Raw genomic sequence first — 17,638 nt, forward strand, 5'->3', positions numbered from 1 at the left:
GCTTTATGTCGAAATATATTTTTATTGAAATATATAGAAGGATGTTTAGTGTTTAATTAGGATTATAAATAGCCGCTCAATCATAGAATGAATGAGCGGACTAATGTTATTTGGCTTGAGTTACCTTCTCGAACCATTCATCACCGATGATGTCTCGGTACTTATCCCAAACCGGTTGAACTTTATCGACAAATGCTTGGCGGTCATCAACAATATTAACATTGACACCGAGTTCTTCCATTTTAGATAAACCATCGGTATGAGAAACCGTCGATAGCCAGCGTTGATAAATGCCTGCTTCTTGGCCAGCACGAACGATTGCGGCTTGATTTTCTGGAGAGAATTTATTCAAGACTCTATCATTCATCAATATCACTGCTGTACCGTAGTAGATATTGATGTAAGAGTAATAATCTAAGAAGTCATTAAACTTCATATCGATCATGCCCTGAGGTGGGCCTTCAAGACCATCAGCAACACCTTGTTGTAATGCACTATAAAGCTCGCCCCAGTCAATGGCTGTTGCATTTGCACCAAGCGCATTATAAGTATCTATCATGACTTTATTTTTAGGTACTCGAATTTTAATTCCTTTTAAATCGTCAGGTCGATTGATGGCTCTAGTTTTATTCATGATGGCTCTGTCACCCCATTCAAAAACAGAAACAACATTCATGCCGCTCGCATTTTTATAGTTAGTGAAAATTTCTTTTCCTACAGGACCATCGATAACTGCATTCGCATGTTCTCTATCACGAAAGATAAAAGGCATGATGAAGATATCCATTGGTTTATACCATTTGGATGCATTATTGATGGCAACAAGGCCAAGGTCTAGAGTACCTAATTGAATATCTTTTGCTAGGTCTGCCTCTTTACCAAGCTGCCCACCTGGATAAACCTTTACCTTAACTTCGCCACGGGTATAAATTTCCACTAAATTAGAAAAACGCTGGGCCCCCTGATCATAAGATGAGCCCGCAGGTAAACCATGGGCTAGCTTTAGTGTTTTGATTGTTTTTTTGATGTAAGGAATGTTAGTCGTAGCCATCGCCATGGCTTGTCCACTAGAGACAACGGCTATTAGCGTCGACAATGTTGCAATTATTAGTTTTATTCTTTTCATTACAATAACACCTTTGTTTTTTGAAAATTAATTATTATTTTTGGGTATTTTTTGATTGTTTAAGTGTTCTTTCAATGAGTTACTCTAATTTTACAGTTGAATTTTTTAGGTATCACATACAAATTATTTAAGTCGGCTGTAAGCAGAAATTATATCGATAACCGCTATGTGATGGCTTATCTCCAATAGAATGATTACCTCGAGTTACAAACTATCTTGGCTAATAAATTTAATTTGAGTGTACGCGGCGAAGCCTTCGGGGCCGCCTTCATAGCCAATGCCGCTATCTTTCATGCCGCCAAATGGGGCTTCGGCGAGGGCAGGTGAGAAGTTATTAATGCCGATCCAGCCAACGTCTAAACCATCCTCGGTGGCGGTGGCCCGTGCTAGCGAACGTGTAAAAGCATAGCCAGCAAGACCAAGTGGTAATTGGTTAGCACGTTCGATTACTTCATCAAAGTCATCGAAGCAGACGACGGGTACAACGGGGCCAAACGGCTCGTCTGTCATCAACAGTGCATCATCGGTTATATCAGTAATGACCGTCGGCTGCCAAAAATAGCCCTTATCTCCCCAGCGCTTACCTCCGTAGCGAATATTTGCACCACGTGCCTGAGCATCAGCCACGATGTCATTCATAGCATCGACTCGACGTTGATTGACCATGGGTCCCATTGTTACATCGGGCTCTAGACCATTCCCGACAGTGAGACGGCTTACATGTCCTAAGAAACAAGCGAGAAATTGACTGTAGATTTTTTTTTGCACAAAAATACGGCTGACACCAAGACAAACCTGACCGGCATTACGGAACTTAAACGCGGCGGTCATGGCGGCCGCTTTTTCAATATCAGCATCGTCAAAAATAATGACAGGTGCATGACCGCCAAGCTCCATAGTGACTGGCTTTAAATGCTGGCCCGCTAAGCTACTTAATTTTCTACCGACCGGCACCGAGCCGGTTAGTGATATCTTTTTGATGACAGGAGACTCTATCAGCGCGGTTGAAATCTCATTAGAGGGGCCAAAGAGAAGGTTGAGCACGCCGGGAGGTACACCCGCATCATGACACGCTTGTACTAAGCCTACACAGATGGCGGGTGCTTCTTCGGAAGGTTTTATGATCATCGAGCAGCCGGCACCGAGTGCGGCGGCTATTTTTCGAGCGGTCATCGCCGCGGGGAAATTCCACGGTGAGAATCCTGCAACAGGACCAATGGGTTCACGAATGATCATTTCCCGGCTACCCGGTTTGCGTTGCGGTAACAGGCGACCATAGGTACGGGAGGCTTCTTCAGCACACCACTCGAACACATCGACTGTTCTATCAATCTCTAGGCGGGCTTCTTCTAAAGGCTTTCCTTGCTCTAGTGTCATCATAAGGGCTAAAGATTCGCGTCGCTCCGTAATCAGCGCGGCAATCTTTTTCAAGATAGTTTTTCGTGCTTGAGGGGATACCTTGCGCCAATGGTCAAAGCCGATTTTGGCGGCCTGGATAGCACGCTGAATATCTTCTCCTGTTGCTTGAGCAACGCTTCCTACGACCTCTTCAGTCGCCGGATTGACGACGTCTTTGGTGCCGCGATCAGCTGCTGAGCACCATTCCGCATTGATATAGAGAAGACTTTCATATGTTGGCATTAGACTATTCCTATTTTTATTATTTAATGTTGCTTAAGGATCAGAGTGTTTAAATTCTCAGCTCAAATACCGTATTGATGAGTACATAACTAACGCCATTTTTGAACGAGAATAATAAAAATTTTCCTCAGGAATACAAACGGGGCTGAGTGTTATAACGCTAAGCCCTGAATACACAATGTAATTTACATTAGATTCGCTAAATTAGGTCTGTATTTATTTAACAATATAATAAGAAAATCTTATGAAATGTGCGGGGTAAAGTGTCATTAAGCACTGAAATTGAGCAGGCTTTCAGCCATTGGTCTTATCTTGGCTGTGCTCAATAGGTAGCAGTACCCCTCTAAAAAGGTTAGTGCTACAAAAAATGAAAGTAGCGTGGGGCTACGGCTTCTAATGGTCGGGTTAAGTTAAAGTTTTATTAGATATTCCATTTTAGGAGCGAAGTCGAGTGCTGCTGATTAAAACCTTGGCTAAGGCTTAAATAATAACAATGTTGGCTGGTGTACAGTATTGCCTTTCGCCGGCTTTAATAAGAGTCTCATCTGGATTCGAGTAAGGTTTTTAAGCGACGATTACGAACAATACTGACTAGGTAGGAGTTATTGTCAAATCTGGTGTATGGAATCAGGCGGCACTCCTATCTGACTGATCCCTTACTTGTTCTCCATCCTTGAGCTCAACGTTATTGACTACCAGAGTCAGTAAGTTAAATCCTTTGATCCTCTTCCATCGTGACTGAGCTGATTCCCGCAGCTTGTATACCATTGCCAACGTCGTGTCGCGAGAGCCGCAGTTACGCGGGTAGTGTTTAGAAATCTGTGTCATTTCCGTAATGTGTATAAAACAGGAATGACACATGACCAAAGACTTCAATCTAGAACAAGCCATTAAATCTCTTCAGTCAGGGCAAAATCTGACAGGCAAAGATGGGTTCTTAACCCCTCCATCAAACAGATTACCGAAGCGGCTCTCAGGACCGAGCTGAATGATATCTGCTACCCTTATTGATAACAGCTGTAATGGCTTCTCTAGAAATATCTTCTGCATCGAAGATGGGCCGCTTATTGATGCTCCACGGGATCGGGATGGCAGCTTTGAGCTGTAGGTTAAGAGAAACTATGAGTAGTTGAATTGAGGTTACAAGCAGATAGCGTTTCACTTTTTGCTCAAAATGATGAATATTAATTTCTAACAGTTCAACTGAGCAGTGCTCTTATAGTACACTTTCAGGCAAAATCAGAGGCTGTGGACGCTTCAGAACCAATACCGCTGTTTCTGTGGATACCAATTAAAGGAATAGCGAGTGTCAGAATATCAAGATCAGGAACTTCAATCTTGGCTAGATTCCAATGATCTAATTTCTCTTGACACCTGGTGTGAGCTGGCCGGTATTCAAGAAGATGACCTCATTAAAGCTGGTTTTTTAGCTTATACGAAGAAAGGTCGGTACTCGCGTCTGACTGTCGAGAAAGAAGGGTTCATCGAAACATGGACTCATCCATACTCTTTCAAACGATACATGGCTGTAAAAAAGTCACAAGCAAAAGACTTCAAGATTCATGTGCAACAAGGCCTCTCTACCTCTAATCCTGCTTTTTATCAGCCTTTATTGAGTTTGACTACGGATCAGCTTGAGTCTCTATATAAAGATAGTTCGGCAGATAAATTGAGTTTAGAAAAAGTGCTTGATGAGTTATCGCATCGGACTTCAAAGAAGGCAAAAGCGTTGGCTACTGAAATACAGGATAGTCTCAATTCAAAAGGTCAAAGTTTCGAGAGTAAAGAACCTATGAGAGATGCAGTAACAGCAAGGGAGACTGAAGCTGATGATATTCAGGAAGGCAAGAGTGCCGATAAGGTTGAGAAGGCAAATGACTTTTCTTATGAATCACTTGAAAGTTTACGTAAGAGGTTGCTTGATCTAACTGGTAAGAATCGGCTTTTGAACTTTAGATACAGTAAAGCTGGTGAGATTCGAGTCATCGATGAATTACCTGATCAGCTTCATGAATTTTTGATTTCTGATCGACGGTTGAATTTTGAACCTGTGCCTGAGCCCTTGAAAGAGGAGTTGATATTTGCTGGTTATATTGAGGTTGATGAAGAAACGGGTGAAGAAAAGCTAATTAAGCCAAATCCTACCGCTATGGAGTGGGCTAAATATCTCGGTTTCAATACAAATTACGAACTTCCTGACTTAGAAGAGAGTAAAGAATCCAAGCATAACGATACTGCTATCCAAACTCTGCTATATCCCTTTGAGTTAGAAGCTCGTTTAAGAACACTTCGCTCTAAGTCGGTTACTGCGATTGAAGAAACTGGATCTAATTATCTATATCTCTCTTTTGGCTTCTTAGAGTGGTTTGAGAGTGCAGACTCGGATCAATCTAGATCAGCTCCACTTTATCTCATTCCTGTATCGATAGAGAAAGGGCGACTAGATCAAGCAACTATGCGATACGTATATACAATCACATATACAGGAGAGGATATTGTTCCCAATTTGTCCTTGCAGGAAAAGTTAAGGATTGATTTTGGTTTGGGGTTACCTGACTTTGAAGAAATTAATTCTCCTGAAGGCTACTTCACCGAACTAAATGAAATAATTAGAAAAAATCAGCCTCGTTGGCGGGTGAAGAGACAATGCTCTTTGGCCTTGTTGGAGTTTGGTAACCTTCTGATGTATCTCGATTTAGACCCGAATAAGTGGCCTGAAGGCCCTCAGAATATTACCAATCACAATATCGTATCTCGTTTCTTTGCGACTAGTTCTAATGTCGATGAAAATGATGGTGCAGCTGCTGCTGGTTCTTTTTCTGATGAGTATCTAATTGATAGGCTCGAGAATGTACATGAGCACTATCCACTCATAGATGATGCTGATAGTTCGCAACATAGTGCCGTCGTTGATGCGATCAAAGGTAAAAACCTTGTTATCGAAGGGCCTCCAGGAACCGGTAAATCTCAGACGATTACCAACATCATTGCAGCTGCGATTTCTCAAGGTAAAACGGTGTTATTTGTTGCTGAGAAATTAGCAGCATTAGAGGTGGTGAAAAGGCGTTTGGATCAAGCGCAACTAGGTGACTTTTGCTTAGAGCTTCATAGTCATAAAACGCAAAAGAGAAAACTGTTAGATAATATTAGCCGCCGTTTGGCAAAGCAATCTAAGTTCAAAGCGCCATCTGAAATAGATACAGAGATAGCACGTTACGAAGACCTTAAAGATAAATTGAATAGCTATGTTCAGTTGATCAATAGTAACTGGAAGGATACAGGCAGAACTATTCATCAAATCCTTAATGGAGCTGCGCTTTATAGAGAACGGCTGGATGCAGCACCGACGAAGGTCCACCCAACAGGGGTTGATGGTTTAAGCTGTACCCGAGTATTTCATAGGGAAGTACTTGATAATATTCGTTTGTATAAAGATGTTTTTAATCAGGTTAGTGAACAGCTTGGTACTCATGGAAGGATAGATTCTCACCCTTGGCATGGTGTACAGAATACAGAACTGCAGGTCTTTGATTCTCCAGAAGTTACTTCAACTCTGGATGAGTGGACAAAAATTTTAAAGGCATTAGACAAATATTTTGAAACTGTAGTTGCTGAGCTTGGAATCGACCTTTCGTTTTTAACATTCGAAGACGCTAAGTCATTTATAGACACTGAATCTAATATACCTAGCTTCTATAGCAGTGCTCATCTTGGGTGCCTAGAGTTGTTAAATGATAAGGTTATTATAGAAGTTCAAGAGCTACTAGATCTGACTGAAAAGATTCAAAAGCATTATGTGTCACTCAGTAACTATGTATCGGATCAATGGCTTGATGATCTTTCTTTGATCAGTGAGCTTAGAAATGCTCAGAAATCGCTTGAATTAGTTGGTGTTTCCAAAAAAGCGAATCTAGAAGATATAGCGAAAAGTACGCACCGTATTGATAGGTTGATAAATAGCCTCGATGAACTCAAGAATACGATAGATGAACTTAGCTCTAGACTTGGAAAAGAATTTTCGTCTTATGTGACTATCACCCAAGATGGACTTAATGAATTTGCTGCGTTTATCGTTCATGTAGTCAAGTTACCTCCTGCTTTATTGAAGTATCGTAATGAGTGTTTTGATGATGATGAGTTAGACATCGAACTTCCTATTCTGAAAGAAGAAGTTGATCGATTGACACAACAAAAAGGTGAGCTTGCTAAGACTTATAGCCTTACATCTTTGCCACCTGTTCAAGAATTGAAAGATCTACATAGTACTATCGAAAAGGGTAAATTCTTTAAATGGTTGAAATCTGATTGGCGTACAGCGCGGAAGAACTTACTGTCAGGTGCTGTTGATTCGAATATAAGTTTTCCTTCTCTAGTTACGAGATTGCCAGAGCTTATTTCTTATGCTGAGTCTGTCGAGCTTCTGAATTCAAATAAAGATTACAAGCGCTTACTAGGGGATCATTTCCAAGGACTGGAAACAAAGGTTGATAATCTATGTACATTGAGAGAGTGGTATTCAAATATTCGTAGTTATTATGGGGTTGGGTTCGGATCAAAAGCGAGTCTCGGGTCTGTCCTGATCAATATTTCTGCGGATATTGCTAAAGGAATTCATTCTATGGCAGAGAATGGAATTCAGGATAAAATAGATGCAACCTTTAAAGATATTGATAAGACTGCTGAGACAATTCCTGATGCTGCTCTCTTTAGAGACAAACTTCACTTGCTTGGAGAGCTTGAGTCTGAGCCTTCATTGAAAAAGCTTTCAGTCAAACTCAAAATTTTGCTTGCCCCATGTCAAAATGCACTTACCAAGAAAGATATGGCTTTTGATAATTTTGTGAAAGTTGTGGAAGCTTTGCAAAATTTATTCGAGATGAAGGCTAAATGGGATTCTTTTGATATTGACGAAAGAGTGCTGGATGGTCGATTAAAGCTACAAATAGGTAGGGTTGCCTTGTGGGAGGCTCCATATAAGGCTGCTAAGAATACTGTTGCGTTAGCTAAGTATTTTCGAGAAAACGGATGCTCAGAGCATTATCAGGCGGCCTTATATCATAAACCAGAGATATCAACGGTTGATGAACTTAGAAGCATTTCTCAGAGATTTCAAAAGTATTTAGCAGATGTAAATATTGCTTACGAATCATTCTTAAAACTGACAGATTTAGATCTCTCCTCCTGGGAGAAGAACACTGATGGAACTGTGAAAAGCCTTGCTGAACGTAACTCTATGGCTGTTACGAAGGCTCCGTGGTTGGCAACCTGGGTCGATTTCATTCGTTGCAAAGTGCAATTAAATCAATCTGGTTATTCCTCTTTAATTGAGAATATTGAGACTGCTTTAATTCCTATAGAAGAAATCGAAGGTTATTTCTATTTAGGTACATATGACCTATTAGCAAGAGAAATTTTGAAAGAGCATTCAGACCTGTCTCATTTCTCAGGCCAAAAACAAAGTGCTATCCAACGGCAGTTCTGTGAATATGATGAACGGTTGAAAGGGTTACAAAGAGAGAGAATAGCTTTCTTGTCTTCTAGGAAGAAAGTGCCTGCTGGTAAGTCGGGAGGTAAAGTATCAAATTACACAGAGCTTTCATTACTGAAGCACGAATGTGGTAAAAAGACTCGACATATACCTATAAGGAAACTGATTAAACAGGCCGGCCAAGCACTGATTGCTAATAAGCCTTGTTTTATGATGGGACCAAAGTCAGTAGCACAATATTTACCTCCAGGTGAAATTACCTTTGATCTTGTAGTAATAGATGAGGCCTCTCAGGTTAAACCTCAGGATGCCTTGGGGGCTATAGCAAGAGGTAAGCAATTAGTTGTTGTTGGTGACCCAAAACAGTTACCGCCTACAAGCTTTTTTGATAAGCATGGTGACGAAGAAGATGATGATGAAGTGACTGGGATTCAGCAGTCTGAAAGTGTCCTAGGGGCTGCAGCGCCACTATTTCCTATGAGAAGGCTGAGATGGCACTATCGTTCACAGCATGAGCAACTTATAGCGTTTTCGAATTATTCTTTTTATGACAGTAATCTGGTGGTCTTCCCATCGCCGAACCAAGATTCACCTGAGTTTGGTGTTAAGTTTCACAAAGTTAGTAAAGGTCGATTTATAAACAGAAGAAACATTGAAGAGGCTAGAGCTATTGCAAATAGTGTTGCTGAGCATTTGATTAAAACACCTAATGAGTCATTAGGTGTGGTTGCGATGAATTCTACGCAAAGCGAACAAATTGACCGTGCTGTTGAAGAGCTAGTTAGGGGGAACAAGACTCTTCAATCGGCATTGGAAGAGAATCAAAGTAAGAATGAGCCGCTATTCATCAAAAATCTCGAGAATGTTCAGGGTGATGAGCGGGATGTGATCTTTATTTCGTGTACTTATGGGCCTCATGACGCACAAGGTGGTGAGGTTATGCAGCGATTTGGCCCTATTAATAGTGATGTAGGTTGGAGAAGACTAAATGTCTTGTTTACGCGTTCTAAGAAGAGAATGCATATTTTCTCATCAATGGAAGCTGATGATATCAAGGTAAGTAACACCTCCAGTCGAGGTATTATCGCGTTTAAAAACTTCCTTGGCTTTGCTAAATCAGGACAAATTCATCAACCAGTGCATACAGGTAAAGCGGCCGATAGTGATTTTGAAATCTCTGTTGCTGAAGCCCTCTCTCGTTATGGGTATCAATGTGAGCCCCAGGTTGGTGTTGCAGGTTTCTTTATCGACTTGGCTGTTATAGATCCAGGCAAGTCAGGGCGATATCTAATGGGCGTTGAATGTGATGGCGCTACATATCACTCAGCTAAATCAGCAAGGGATAGAGATCGGTTGAGGCAGTCAGTATTAGAGCGTCTTGGTTGGAAAATAAGGCGGATATGGTCAACAGATTGGTTTAAAAATCCTGAAGGTCAAATTCAACCCTTAGTCGCTGAACTCGATAAGTTGAAGACTCTAGCTAGTTGTGAGTCTGTGGATGAAAGCTTGAATATAAATGAAATTATACTCGAGCAAGATCATGAAGAAGAGGCTGTAGATACGATTGAAATAGCTAAAAGATCTCTTGTCGAACAACTCCGAGAGTATGATGAGAAGGTCATTAGAATAGGTCTACCCGATACACAAGCAAACAAAAGGCTGCTTAGGCCAGCAATGGTTGAGGCGCTTCTTCATGAAAGGCCTTGTGACATTTTAGAGTTTCAAGAAGTAATAGCGCCTTATTTAAGGGCAGACACAGATAGTAAAGAAGGCCAATATTTACCCGAAGTCTTAAGAATAATATCAGAGCACAAGAAGTTATGATCACACATTCTTTAGCGAAGAGGATCAAATTTTTACTCAAATTAAGCATTTCAACCTTGCAGTGAACCTCAGATGAGTATGTACTGAAATGACTGGCTTATGGTTTCAGGGATAGATGAAATGTTAAGAAAGCTCCTTTCTTTGTTATTAATCCTCGTAACACTTGCTGGGTGTGCAGCATACGAATACGGGTATAGCTCACCTGACTATGAAGGAAAGCTGGTAAGCTTGGAGAGTGATTGGGGACAAAAACGACTAAATCAGATCGTAAACTTTGATAACTCTGCGATGAGTTTAATTGCATTAGGGTATAGCCCCACATATTTATATGAAGTCACGGATGATGACTATTATTTTATCGGTGCCCTAGGTTCTTATCACCTGAAAAGAGAGTTTATGGAAACAGACTCTACAGTTACTAAGATAACTGTTATACCAAGCTTTATTCAATATCAAATGGATAAATTTGGTATACAGTTATCTCTACCCAAGAAACAAATGGCCCCTGAATCAGGAGCATCAGAAATCGCTGAGGACCACGTTTCTGCGGAGGTTTCAGATAGTTTAAAGGTTTCTGTTGTAGCAAAAAAGAGTCACAGACAGCGCATCGGGCAAGTGCAAGTAAACCTCAAAATACAAGCACAAAACTTCGTGCAGGAGACAGTGAAACTAACCTAGAAAATCAGGTAGTTTCTGTCAAAGTTAAACCGGCCTCCCCAAATAAGGACGCTGAAAGAGTTACAGTAGCAGCTGATAGTGAGAATGTTGTTGGTGTTCAAAAATCGTCTAGCAGAAATGATGACTCGCCAATTATGTCTGCTGAGCGAGAACGCATGCAGCCGGTAGCAACAAGACTGAAGGCAGAAGAAAAGCCCGAAGTTAGCCAGGCTAAGCCCGAACCACTGATAAAGAAAGAAGGTTTACCAAGAGTTTTATCTGCTGTTGAGTTGTTTGAGCAAAACAGCCCTACTGTCCATATGGTATATGCTGTGACCTTTGACCAAGCTGGTGAAGCTAAAAAAGCATCATCAGGATCCGGGGTGATGATTACGCCAAATTATATGGTAACTAATTACCATGTAATTGACGGCCATAATTTTATTGCCACCAGAGATCAACGAGATCCTGAGGATATCATTGAATGGGACGTTATTCGGCAGAGCAAAGAGAAAGACTTGGCTATTCTTCGCAGCCCTAAGGAATATCCCTATATAAAAAAATTCATACGAGTTAATAAGGTCAAAGTTGGTCAAAAGGTCTATGCAATAGGTTCCCCTGAAGGGCTTGAGAATACTTTATCCGAAGGAATTGTCTCGGGTAAAAGGAAAGTCGATACGAGTTGGTTTATCCAAACAACTGTAGATATGACACACGGTTCTTCAGGTGGCGCTCTGTTTAGTGACACAGGAGCTTTGATCGGTATAACTACTAAAGGTAAGGAAGGTGGAGGGAATCTGAATTTTGCCATTCCAATGGATAGCGTTGAGAGCTTGATTCGGAATAAATAAGTTTGGTTAGAACTGTTGGATACTTACATCGTGGTGCTCTTTTGACGAAATAAGATCTATTCAAAACGTTTAGAATGTTCATGAATGAAACAAAGTATTGCGGTTTTGACAAGATTCATCTATGTCGGTTTTGTACCAGAGCCTGAATCATGTGGTTAAACTTTTTGAGAGGTTCTCGAAACCTATCAAGCGGCAGTATTCGTTGCTTTGCAAAGCTGATGATCGCTTACGATGCAACAAGCTAGTTATAGTTTTACAATCATGAACGACCATATAAAACCAACGGTGGTAAACCACCGTTGATGGTCGCTTAACTTCTACTTTGAGCACCGACTAAAAAGAGGGAGATTACCCGTCAGGCGCGCGCCACTTTCGAAAGCATCAATTAGAATAGCTGATACCTAAACTCACCTTTTCCGCCGCAGTCTGTCAATCGCAATGGCATACAAACCGCTGGCAACGACCAGAGAAGCACCAGCTATGGTCCAAAAATCCGGAAATTCTTCAAAAATCACAATACCAACGATCGTTGCAAATACCAGTAAGCTATAATTGAACGGTTGCAGCACTGACGCAGGGGCGTAGTGCAACGCTTTGATTAACAGCACGTGACCGGCGATACCAGTGACAGATAACACCCCCATTAACACCCATTCATCCATTGTTGGTTCCCGCCATGCTGGAATACCAAATAGGGTTGCAGCTATACAACCAATAACCGCCAGATACACCATATTAGTATTGAAACCATCCTGATGACTTACAAAACGAGTCACAATGTTATACAACGCGAAGGTCAGCGCAGCAGTCAAGACAATCAATGCCTCAGGTTTAAAGACCCCCATCCCAGGCCGAAGGATAATCAGCGTTCCAATAAAACCGGCTAATACAGCCAAACCACGACGTAACCCCACATGTTCTCCAAGCAAAGGGCCTGCAAGCGCAATGGCAATAAGAGGAAATGCAGCGAATAGTGAGTGAGCCTCAGCTAGTCCCAAATAACGTAACGCCAGTGTAAAAATAGCAATTTCCGCCACCGCCATAATTGAGCGTAATGGCTGTAACCAGCCATGCTGGGTGCGCAAGGCGGAGGTAATGCCACCATTAAAATGAACGTAAAGAATAGCGAAAGCAGCAAAGACCCAATAACGGACCATAACAAATTGTACAACAGCCATATCCTGTACCAGCACCTTAGTGATGGCATCCTGAGCAGCTAGCACCATCATTGATAACAGACACAACACAACGCCTTTACGTGTGCTTTCACTACGAACCAAGCCAAGTTGCATCATATTCTCAATCTACCTCAGATAATAAAAATCAGGTAGAAGATGCTAACAAGTAATTTTTCTGCTACAAAGTTATTAATACTCCACTTTTTATATAGATTTTCTAAATGATTAAGATCGGTCGTCGCCAGTTACCCCTTAATGCTCTGCGAGCTTTTGAAGCAGCCGCCCATCATTGCCACCTTGGTAAAGCTTCAGAACAATTGGGAGTAACCCAGGGAGCTGTCAGTCAGCAGGTTCGCAGTTTAGAGGCATTACTGGGACAACAGCTGTTTGAACGCAAACATAAACGCTTATACCTCAATTCGGTAGGTAAGCGATTATTAAATGCTGTAACGGAAGGTCTAGATACCATCACTAAGGGAATTGTTCAGCTGGACAGTGACAGTCAGAGTATGGCTGGAGAGCTGATCCTGTGCTCAACACCCTCTATCACCAACAACATGCTGATCACTGTAATGGGCCGTTTTAACCGCATCTACCCAGAGGTGACGCTGAAGCTACTTCAGATACCGCCCAATACCCCAGTGCTGCCCGATGAGTATGATATTTGCGTCTGTTTTGGTTTACCAGACGATACAACTAATATGGAAACTCGGAAACTGATAACCACCCGATTCTATCCAATTGTCTCACCAACGCTGATGCTTAACCGAGCTCAGATTGAAAATGAAGCTGAGCTTTTGAATTTTCCGCTGTTACATGACCGATCCCGAGGTTGGCTGAACTGGTTCAATCAATTTGCTAATGGCCAGACCAAAGGCCATGAAGGCAATATTTTTTACAGCGACAATTACCAAGCGCTGATGGCAGCGAGATTGGGACAGGGGGTAGCTTTAGCGGAATATTATGAAGTGGCTGCTGACCTTACGTCTGGACAGTTAGTTCTCTTGAATAGCAAGGGAATTGAGTTGGGTATTGATACCTACCTAGTACTGCCTAGAAAAGATCGCCAGACCCTCCGCAGCCTGATATTTACCGAATTTATCGAACAATATCTAACAGAGCTTGCCGGTTTTTTCGACCCTGAACATAGAATTGTGTAATTGCCTACCTTAAAGCCAGTAATGGCTAAGGATAGGCAGCATGGATAAAAAACAACTTGAAGCCTTCGCACGCGAAGCAGCTAAAAGCATTAAAACCGAAAGTGATCTTAATGACTTCCGGCAGATGCTAACCAAAATCACCGCTGAAACGGCCCTTAATGCCGAATTGGATGAACATCTGGATTACGACAGGTATGTTAAAAGTTCCTCTGATAACAGCCGAAATGGCTATTCCAGCAAAACCTTACGTACCGAAGATGGGTCGATTGAGATTGATGCTCCACGGGATCGAGATGGCAGCTTTGAACCGAAGTTAGTTAAAAAGCAGCAGACTCGCTTCACGTCAATGGACGATAAGATTCTGAGCCTGTACGCCAAAGGCATGACGACCCGTGAAATCGTCGCTACCTTCAAAGAAATGTACGATGCTGATGTCTCTGCCAGTCTCATATCAAAGGTCACAAACGCAGTTTGTGAACAGGTGATTGAATGGCAGTCACGGCCATTGGATCAGGTATACCCCATTATTTATCTTGACTGTATCGTTGTTAAAATTCGCCAGGACAAACAGGTCATCAACAAGGTTATTTACCTAGCTGTGGGGGTTAATCTGGAGGGCCATAAGGAATTGCTGGGCCTGTGGATTTCTGAAAATGAGGGTGCCAAGTTCTGGCTGAATGTACTCACGGAGCTTCAGAACCGAGGCGTCAAAGATATACTAATCGCCTGTGTCGGCGGCCTGAAGAGGTTTCCCGATGCAATCAATACGGTCTTTCCTAAAACACAGGTTCAGCTCTGTATCGTTCATATGGTTCGCAACTCGGTTAAGTACGTCCCATGGAAAGATTATAAAGCCGTTACCGCCGATCTCAAACAAATCTATCAATCTGTCACGGAAGAGGAGGCCCTGCTGGCACTGGAGCAATTCGCTGATCGCTGGGACGACAAATACCCCCAGATTAGCCGCTCTTGGCGTGCACACTGGGAAAATCTGAACACCTTGTGCGATTTCCCTCAGGACATACGCAAAGCGATCTATACGACCAACGCGATCGAGTCTCTCAACAGCGTTATCCGTAAGGCGATCAAGAAGAGGAAGCTGTTTCCGACGGATGACTCCGCACGAAAGGTGATTTATCTGGCGATTCTGGATGCTTCCAAAAAATGGACGATGCCCATCAGAAACTGGAAGCCCGCACTGAATCGATTTATGATTGAATTTGAAGACCATTTAACTGATTACATTTAAACTTGGCAGTTACACAGAATTATTTACAGGGTCGTACCTAGGGTTGGGGGCGTCAATCCCATTTCCCTAGTAAAAACACAATTAAATTTGAAAATAGCGTTCATTTGAAACATAAATCCGCCCATCGAGCCAAGCCTTCAGTCACAGAGCTTAGATAGTTGCCACTCGCAATCGGTGTATTGGGAAGCACTGATTTAACAGCCTCTCGCACAATAGGCGAACGCGATGAACCGCCTGTTATATACACCACATCCGGCGTGACTTCTCCTTGTAGCAATATCTCTTTAATTAAATTTTTAATCTGACGCATTGGCTCAGCAATGGATTTTTCCATCTGCTCAGAGACTATTGGAATATCAATCTTCTCAGAGAGTAAATTGATGCTCGCCATATACTCAGATTGGTCTGACAGTGCTATTTTTGCCTTTTCAGCCTCCCCGACAACCATGTGACCTAATGCTTTTTGCTGCAACTGAATAAGCCTTTGTACCTTTTCTGGATACATCGCTTCTGCACGGAGCCGCTTCAATATTTCTAAATTCTCATACGAATAAAATGTGCGTTGTGCGTTGACATCATTCGTTGCAACAGCCTCCCAAAAAAACATCGTAGGCATCGCTTTACCGGACTTATAATTTGTATCCTTACCAAACTCAGGCATAAATCGCTGAAACGCGATAGATATATCTAAATTGTTACCGCCCACCGATTTTCCTGCATGTGCTAAAAGCGTCTCGGGACGGTCTTTTTTTGTTAGCCACTTCGGGCCCATACGTATCATGGAACAGTCGGAGGTACCCCCGCCAATATCAACGACGAGTACATTTTTCTCTGACGTTAGGGTGGACTCAAAATCCAAGCCCGCGGCTACCGGTTCAAATTGAAACTCAATATGCTTAAATCCAGCCCTAGCAGCAGCGCTATACAATATGCCTTCAGCCTGAATATTCGACTTTTCACCACCTAGCGTATTAAACATCACCGGTCTACCTATTACCGTTTCGGTGATTTCTCTATCTAAGTACGCTTCTGCTCTGCTTTTGATGTTAGCCATCATGGCACAAACGATATCTTCAAATAATACTAGTTGGGGTTCTCGCAGTTGTAGCGTGCCTAAAAAGGACTTCGGTGACTTTACGTAGTAGACGTAATCTGGGTCTTCTAGGTATAGATTTAAAGCCTGTTTGCCAAACAGTACATCATCTAATCTAACCTCCAAACCCTCGGCGCGGTTGTCTGAGATTGCACGGCTGAGAACGGCTTCACCGGCACTACTCGACGGTGCAATATTTAAGCAACGAAAGAGATACTCTGATACCGTTGCACGCGTTGGCGCGCACAATGCTGATAGAATAAACGTTTCGTTCTCTGATAGAGGAATCGTTTGAACATGACCATTCACAACGTGCGCAACTGAACAGTTAGATGTTCCAAAATCAAAGCCAATAGCCATTATTCACCCTTAATACTGTATCTTTACTTACAGATTCATTTTAATTTATTTGGATACGTTCATTCACTCACACAATAGCGGTGAGTGAGATAGTCTAAAAATCTATATTTTCCCTATAACTTCAAGTGTTTAATGTTGAAACAAGATGCGCTCGAGGCGATCAGCGAGTAACGATGAACATAGATGATAAAGCCAAGGAGGCTCAAAACTTGACTCATCACCAGCATCTAACATAAGGCTTGTGAGGCGAGGGTGTAGGCATATTTCAACAGGGCGATCTCTTCGCTTTATAAGGGGGAGTGTCGCACGTTGGCGTTGCCTTCTTGCTTTGGTTATCGCTTCAGTATTTGTGCAGAAGATAGCGTCAACGGGACGAAGAATTTATCTTAATCAGTGCAGAAATGCTCTATTACGCACGGATTAAGATACCGGTTAGATCGGTGCCTGGTGCGATGGTATTAAAGACCGTACCAAACTTTTTGACATTGTCATGGAGGAGATCTAAACGGTGATCAGACTCTGTGGTTGTGACTTTTATTGTATAGTAAATAGACTCCATTTTGGGTGGGGCATCCTGCCTGACGCCGGTGATGGTGACTTCAATCTGTTGCAGATCAAACTTCAAAATCGGAGTGACGCGTTCAATGCCTTTTATAATGCAGGCGGCGAGTGCGCTCATTAATAACTCTGCGGGGTTAAATGCATCAACTCGGCCTTGCAAGTCGGTATCCGCTATCAGTAAGGCATCCTTGCATGCAACAGTGCTACCATGTGCATCAGTGCGATTTGCGACTACTTTAAATGTCATTTTTTTGGACATGATTATTTTCCTTAAATACACCATGAGTTGATATGTTGAGAGTCTAAGGAAGGTGCGAATAAGTCAATTACGCCTCTGGCTGACAGAGAAGCTGGAGATCAAGGCAACAGTTATAGGCATACTGGTTGTACGTCGAAAAATGTTAACGCTGAGATCCTGCTTCTCTGTAAGCCCCGAAGGGCGGATATTAG

General features: G+C 42.2%; 10 protein-coding genes and 2 pseudogenes. 6 read left to right on the plus strand and 6 right to left on the minus strand.

Annotation, left to right across the window (positions count from 1 at the left end):
- Positions 1 to 106: 106 nt before the first annotated feature.
- The 3 genes and pseudogenes from Q4488_RS13445 to Q4488_RS13455 form a co-directional block, all read right to left on the minus strand.
- Positions 107 to 1,126 carry a TRAP transporter substrate-binding protein gene (locus Q4488_RS13445; RefSeq protein WP_303580995.1) on the minus strand — a complete coding sequence of 340 codons (1,020 nt, stop codon included), beginning with the start codon at positions 1,124 to 1,126 and terminating at the stop codon, positions 107 to 109.
- Between the two features lie 204 nt (positions 1,127 to 1,330).
- Positions 1,331 to 2,767 carry an NAD-dependent succinate-semialdehyde dehydrogenase gene (locus Q4488_RS13450; RefSeq protein WP_303580996.1) on the minus strand — a complete coding sequence of 479 codons (1,437 nt, stop codon included), beginning with the start codon at positions 2,765 to 2,767 and terminating at the stop codon, positions 1,331 to 1,333.
- 627 nt (positions 2,768 to 3,394) lie between these two features.
- A pseudogene (locus Q4488_RS13455) lies at positions 3,395 to 3,568 on the minus strand (IS256 family transposase); the annotation flags it as partial.
- Positions 3,569 to 3,626: 58 nt separating this feature from the next.
- Here Q4488_RS13455 and Q4488_RS13460 point away from each other — a divergent pair.
- The 4 genes and pseudogenes from Q4488_RS13460 to Q4488_RS13475 all read left to right on the plus strand — a co-directional run.
- Positions 3,627 to 3,757: pseudogene (locus tag Q4488_RS13460) on the plus strand (IS256 family transposase); the annotation flags it as partial.
- Between the two features lie 316 nt (positions 3,758 to 4,073).
- Positions 4,074 to 10,079 (plus strand): DUF4011 domain-containing anti-phage protein Hhe, encoded by a 6,006-nt coding sequence (hhe, locus tag Q4488_RS13465; protein WP_303580997.1) that lies wholly within the window; start codon positions 4,074 to 4,076, stop codon positions 10,077 to 10,079.
- Between the two features lie 120 nt (positions 10,080 to 10,199).
- Positions 10,200 to 10,757, plus strand: coding sequence for a hypothetical protein (locus tag Q4488_RS13470; protein ID WP_303580998.1), 558 nt, complete (start codon positions 10,200 to 10,202; stop codon positions 10,755 to 10,757).
- Positions 10,758 to 10,891: 134 nt separating this feature from the next.
- The gene (locus Q4488_RS13475) at positions 10,892 to 11,587 is read left to right on the plus strand and encodes a S1C family serine protease (protein WP_303580999.1); all 696 of its coding nucleotides are present in this window, start codon (positions 10,892 to 10,894) and stop codon (positions 11,585 to 11,587) included.
- A gap of 407 nt (positions 11,588 to 11,994) precedes the next feature.
- Here the strand turns inward: Q4488_RS13475 and Q4488_RS13480 are convergent, their stop codons facing one another.
- On the minus strand, positions 11,995 to 12,882 hold the full coding sequence (locus Q4488_RS13480; protein WP_303581000.1) for a DMT family transporter: 888 nt from the start codon (positions 12,880 to 12,882) through the stop codon (positions 11,995 to 11,997).
- A gap of 104 nt (positions 12,883 to 12,986) precedes the next feature.
- Between Q4488_RS13480 and Q4488_RS13485 the strand changes: the two genes are divergently transcribed.
- Both Q4488_RS13485 and Q4488_RS13490 read left to right on the plus strand, forming a co-directional pair.
- Entirely contained in the window at positions 12,987 to 13,925 is a 939-nt protein-coding gene (locus Q4488_RS13485) for a LysR substrate-binding domain-containing protein (RefSeq protein ID WP_303581001.1), read from the plus strand.
- A gap of 40 nt (positions 13,926 to 13,965) precedes the next feature.
- On the plus strand, positions 13,966 to 15,174 hold the full coding sequence (locus tag Q4488_RS13490; RefSeq protein WP_303581002.1) for an IS256 family transposase: 1,209 nt from the start codon (positions 13,966 to 13,968) through the stop codon (positions 15,172 to 15,174).
- Positions 15,175 to 15,274: 100 nt separating this feature from the next.
- On the opposite strand, the gene yegD is transcribed toward Q4488_RS13490, so the two are convergent.
- Both yegD and Q4488_RS13500 read right to left on the minus strand, forming a co-directional pair.
- Complete coding sequence (gene yegD / locus Q4488_RS13495; protein ID WP_303581003.1) at positions 15,275 to 16,627, minus strand: molecular chaperone; 1,353 nt, start codon at positions 16,625 to 16,627, stop codon at positions 15,275 to 15,277.
- A gap of 409 nt (positions 16,628 to 17,036) precedes the next feature.
- Positions 17,037 to 17,447, minus strand: a complete 411-nt coding sequence (locus tag Q4488_RS13500) for an OsmC family protein (RefSeq protein WP_303581004.1) — start codon at positions 17,445 to 17,447, stop codon at positions 17,037 to 17,039.
- Positions 17,448 to 17,638: the final 191 nt, after the last annotated feature.

Origin of the sequence: Amphritea sp. 1_MG-2023 (assembly GCF_030547545.1) — a bacterium.
GTDB lineage: Bacteria > Pseudomonadota > Gammaproteobacteria > Pseudomonadales > Balneatricaceae > Amphritea.

Excerpts from the sequence above, each read along its gene's own strand:
- Q4488_RS13475 (WP_303580999.1), top strand. The coding sequence starts at position 10,892 with ATGTCTGCTGAGCGAGAACGCATGCAGCCGGTAGCAACAAGACTGAAG.
- Q4488_RS13480 (WP_303581000.1), bottom strand. The coding sequence starts at position 12,882 with ATGATGCAACTTGGCTTGGTTCGTAGTGAAAGCACACGTAAAGGCGTT.
- Q4488_RS13470 (WP_303580998.1), top strand. The coding sequence starts at position 10,200 with ATGTTAAGAAAGCTCCTTTCTTTGTTATTAATCCTCGTAACACTTGCT.
- yegD (WP_303581003.1), bottom strand. The coding sequence starts at position 16,627 with ATGGCTATTGGCTTTGATTTTGGAACATCTAACTGTTCAGTTGCGCAC.
- Q4488_RS13490 (WP_303581002.1), top strand. The coding sequence starts at position 13,966 with ATGGATAAAAAACAACTTGAAGCCTTCGCACGCGAAGCAGCTAAAAGC.
- Q4488_RS13445 (WP_303580995.1), bottom strand. The coding sequence starts at position 1,126 with ATGAAAAGAATAAAACTAATAATTGCAACATTGTCGACGCTAATAGCC.
- Q4488_RS13450 (WP_303580996.1), bottom strand. The coding sequence starts at position 2,767 with ATGCCAACATATGAAAGTCTTCTCTATATCAATGCGGAATGGTGCTCA.
- Q4488_RS13500 (WP_303581004.1), bottom strand. The coding sequence starts at position 17,447 with ATGTCCAAAAAAATGACATTTAAAGTAGTCGCAAATCGCACTGATGCA.
- Q4488_RS13485 (WP_303581001.1), top strand. The coding sequence starts at position 12,987 with ATGATTAAGATCGGTCGTCGCCAGTTACCCCTTAATGCTCTGCGAGCT.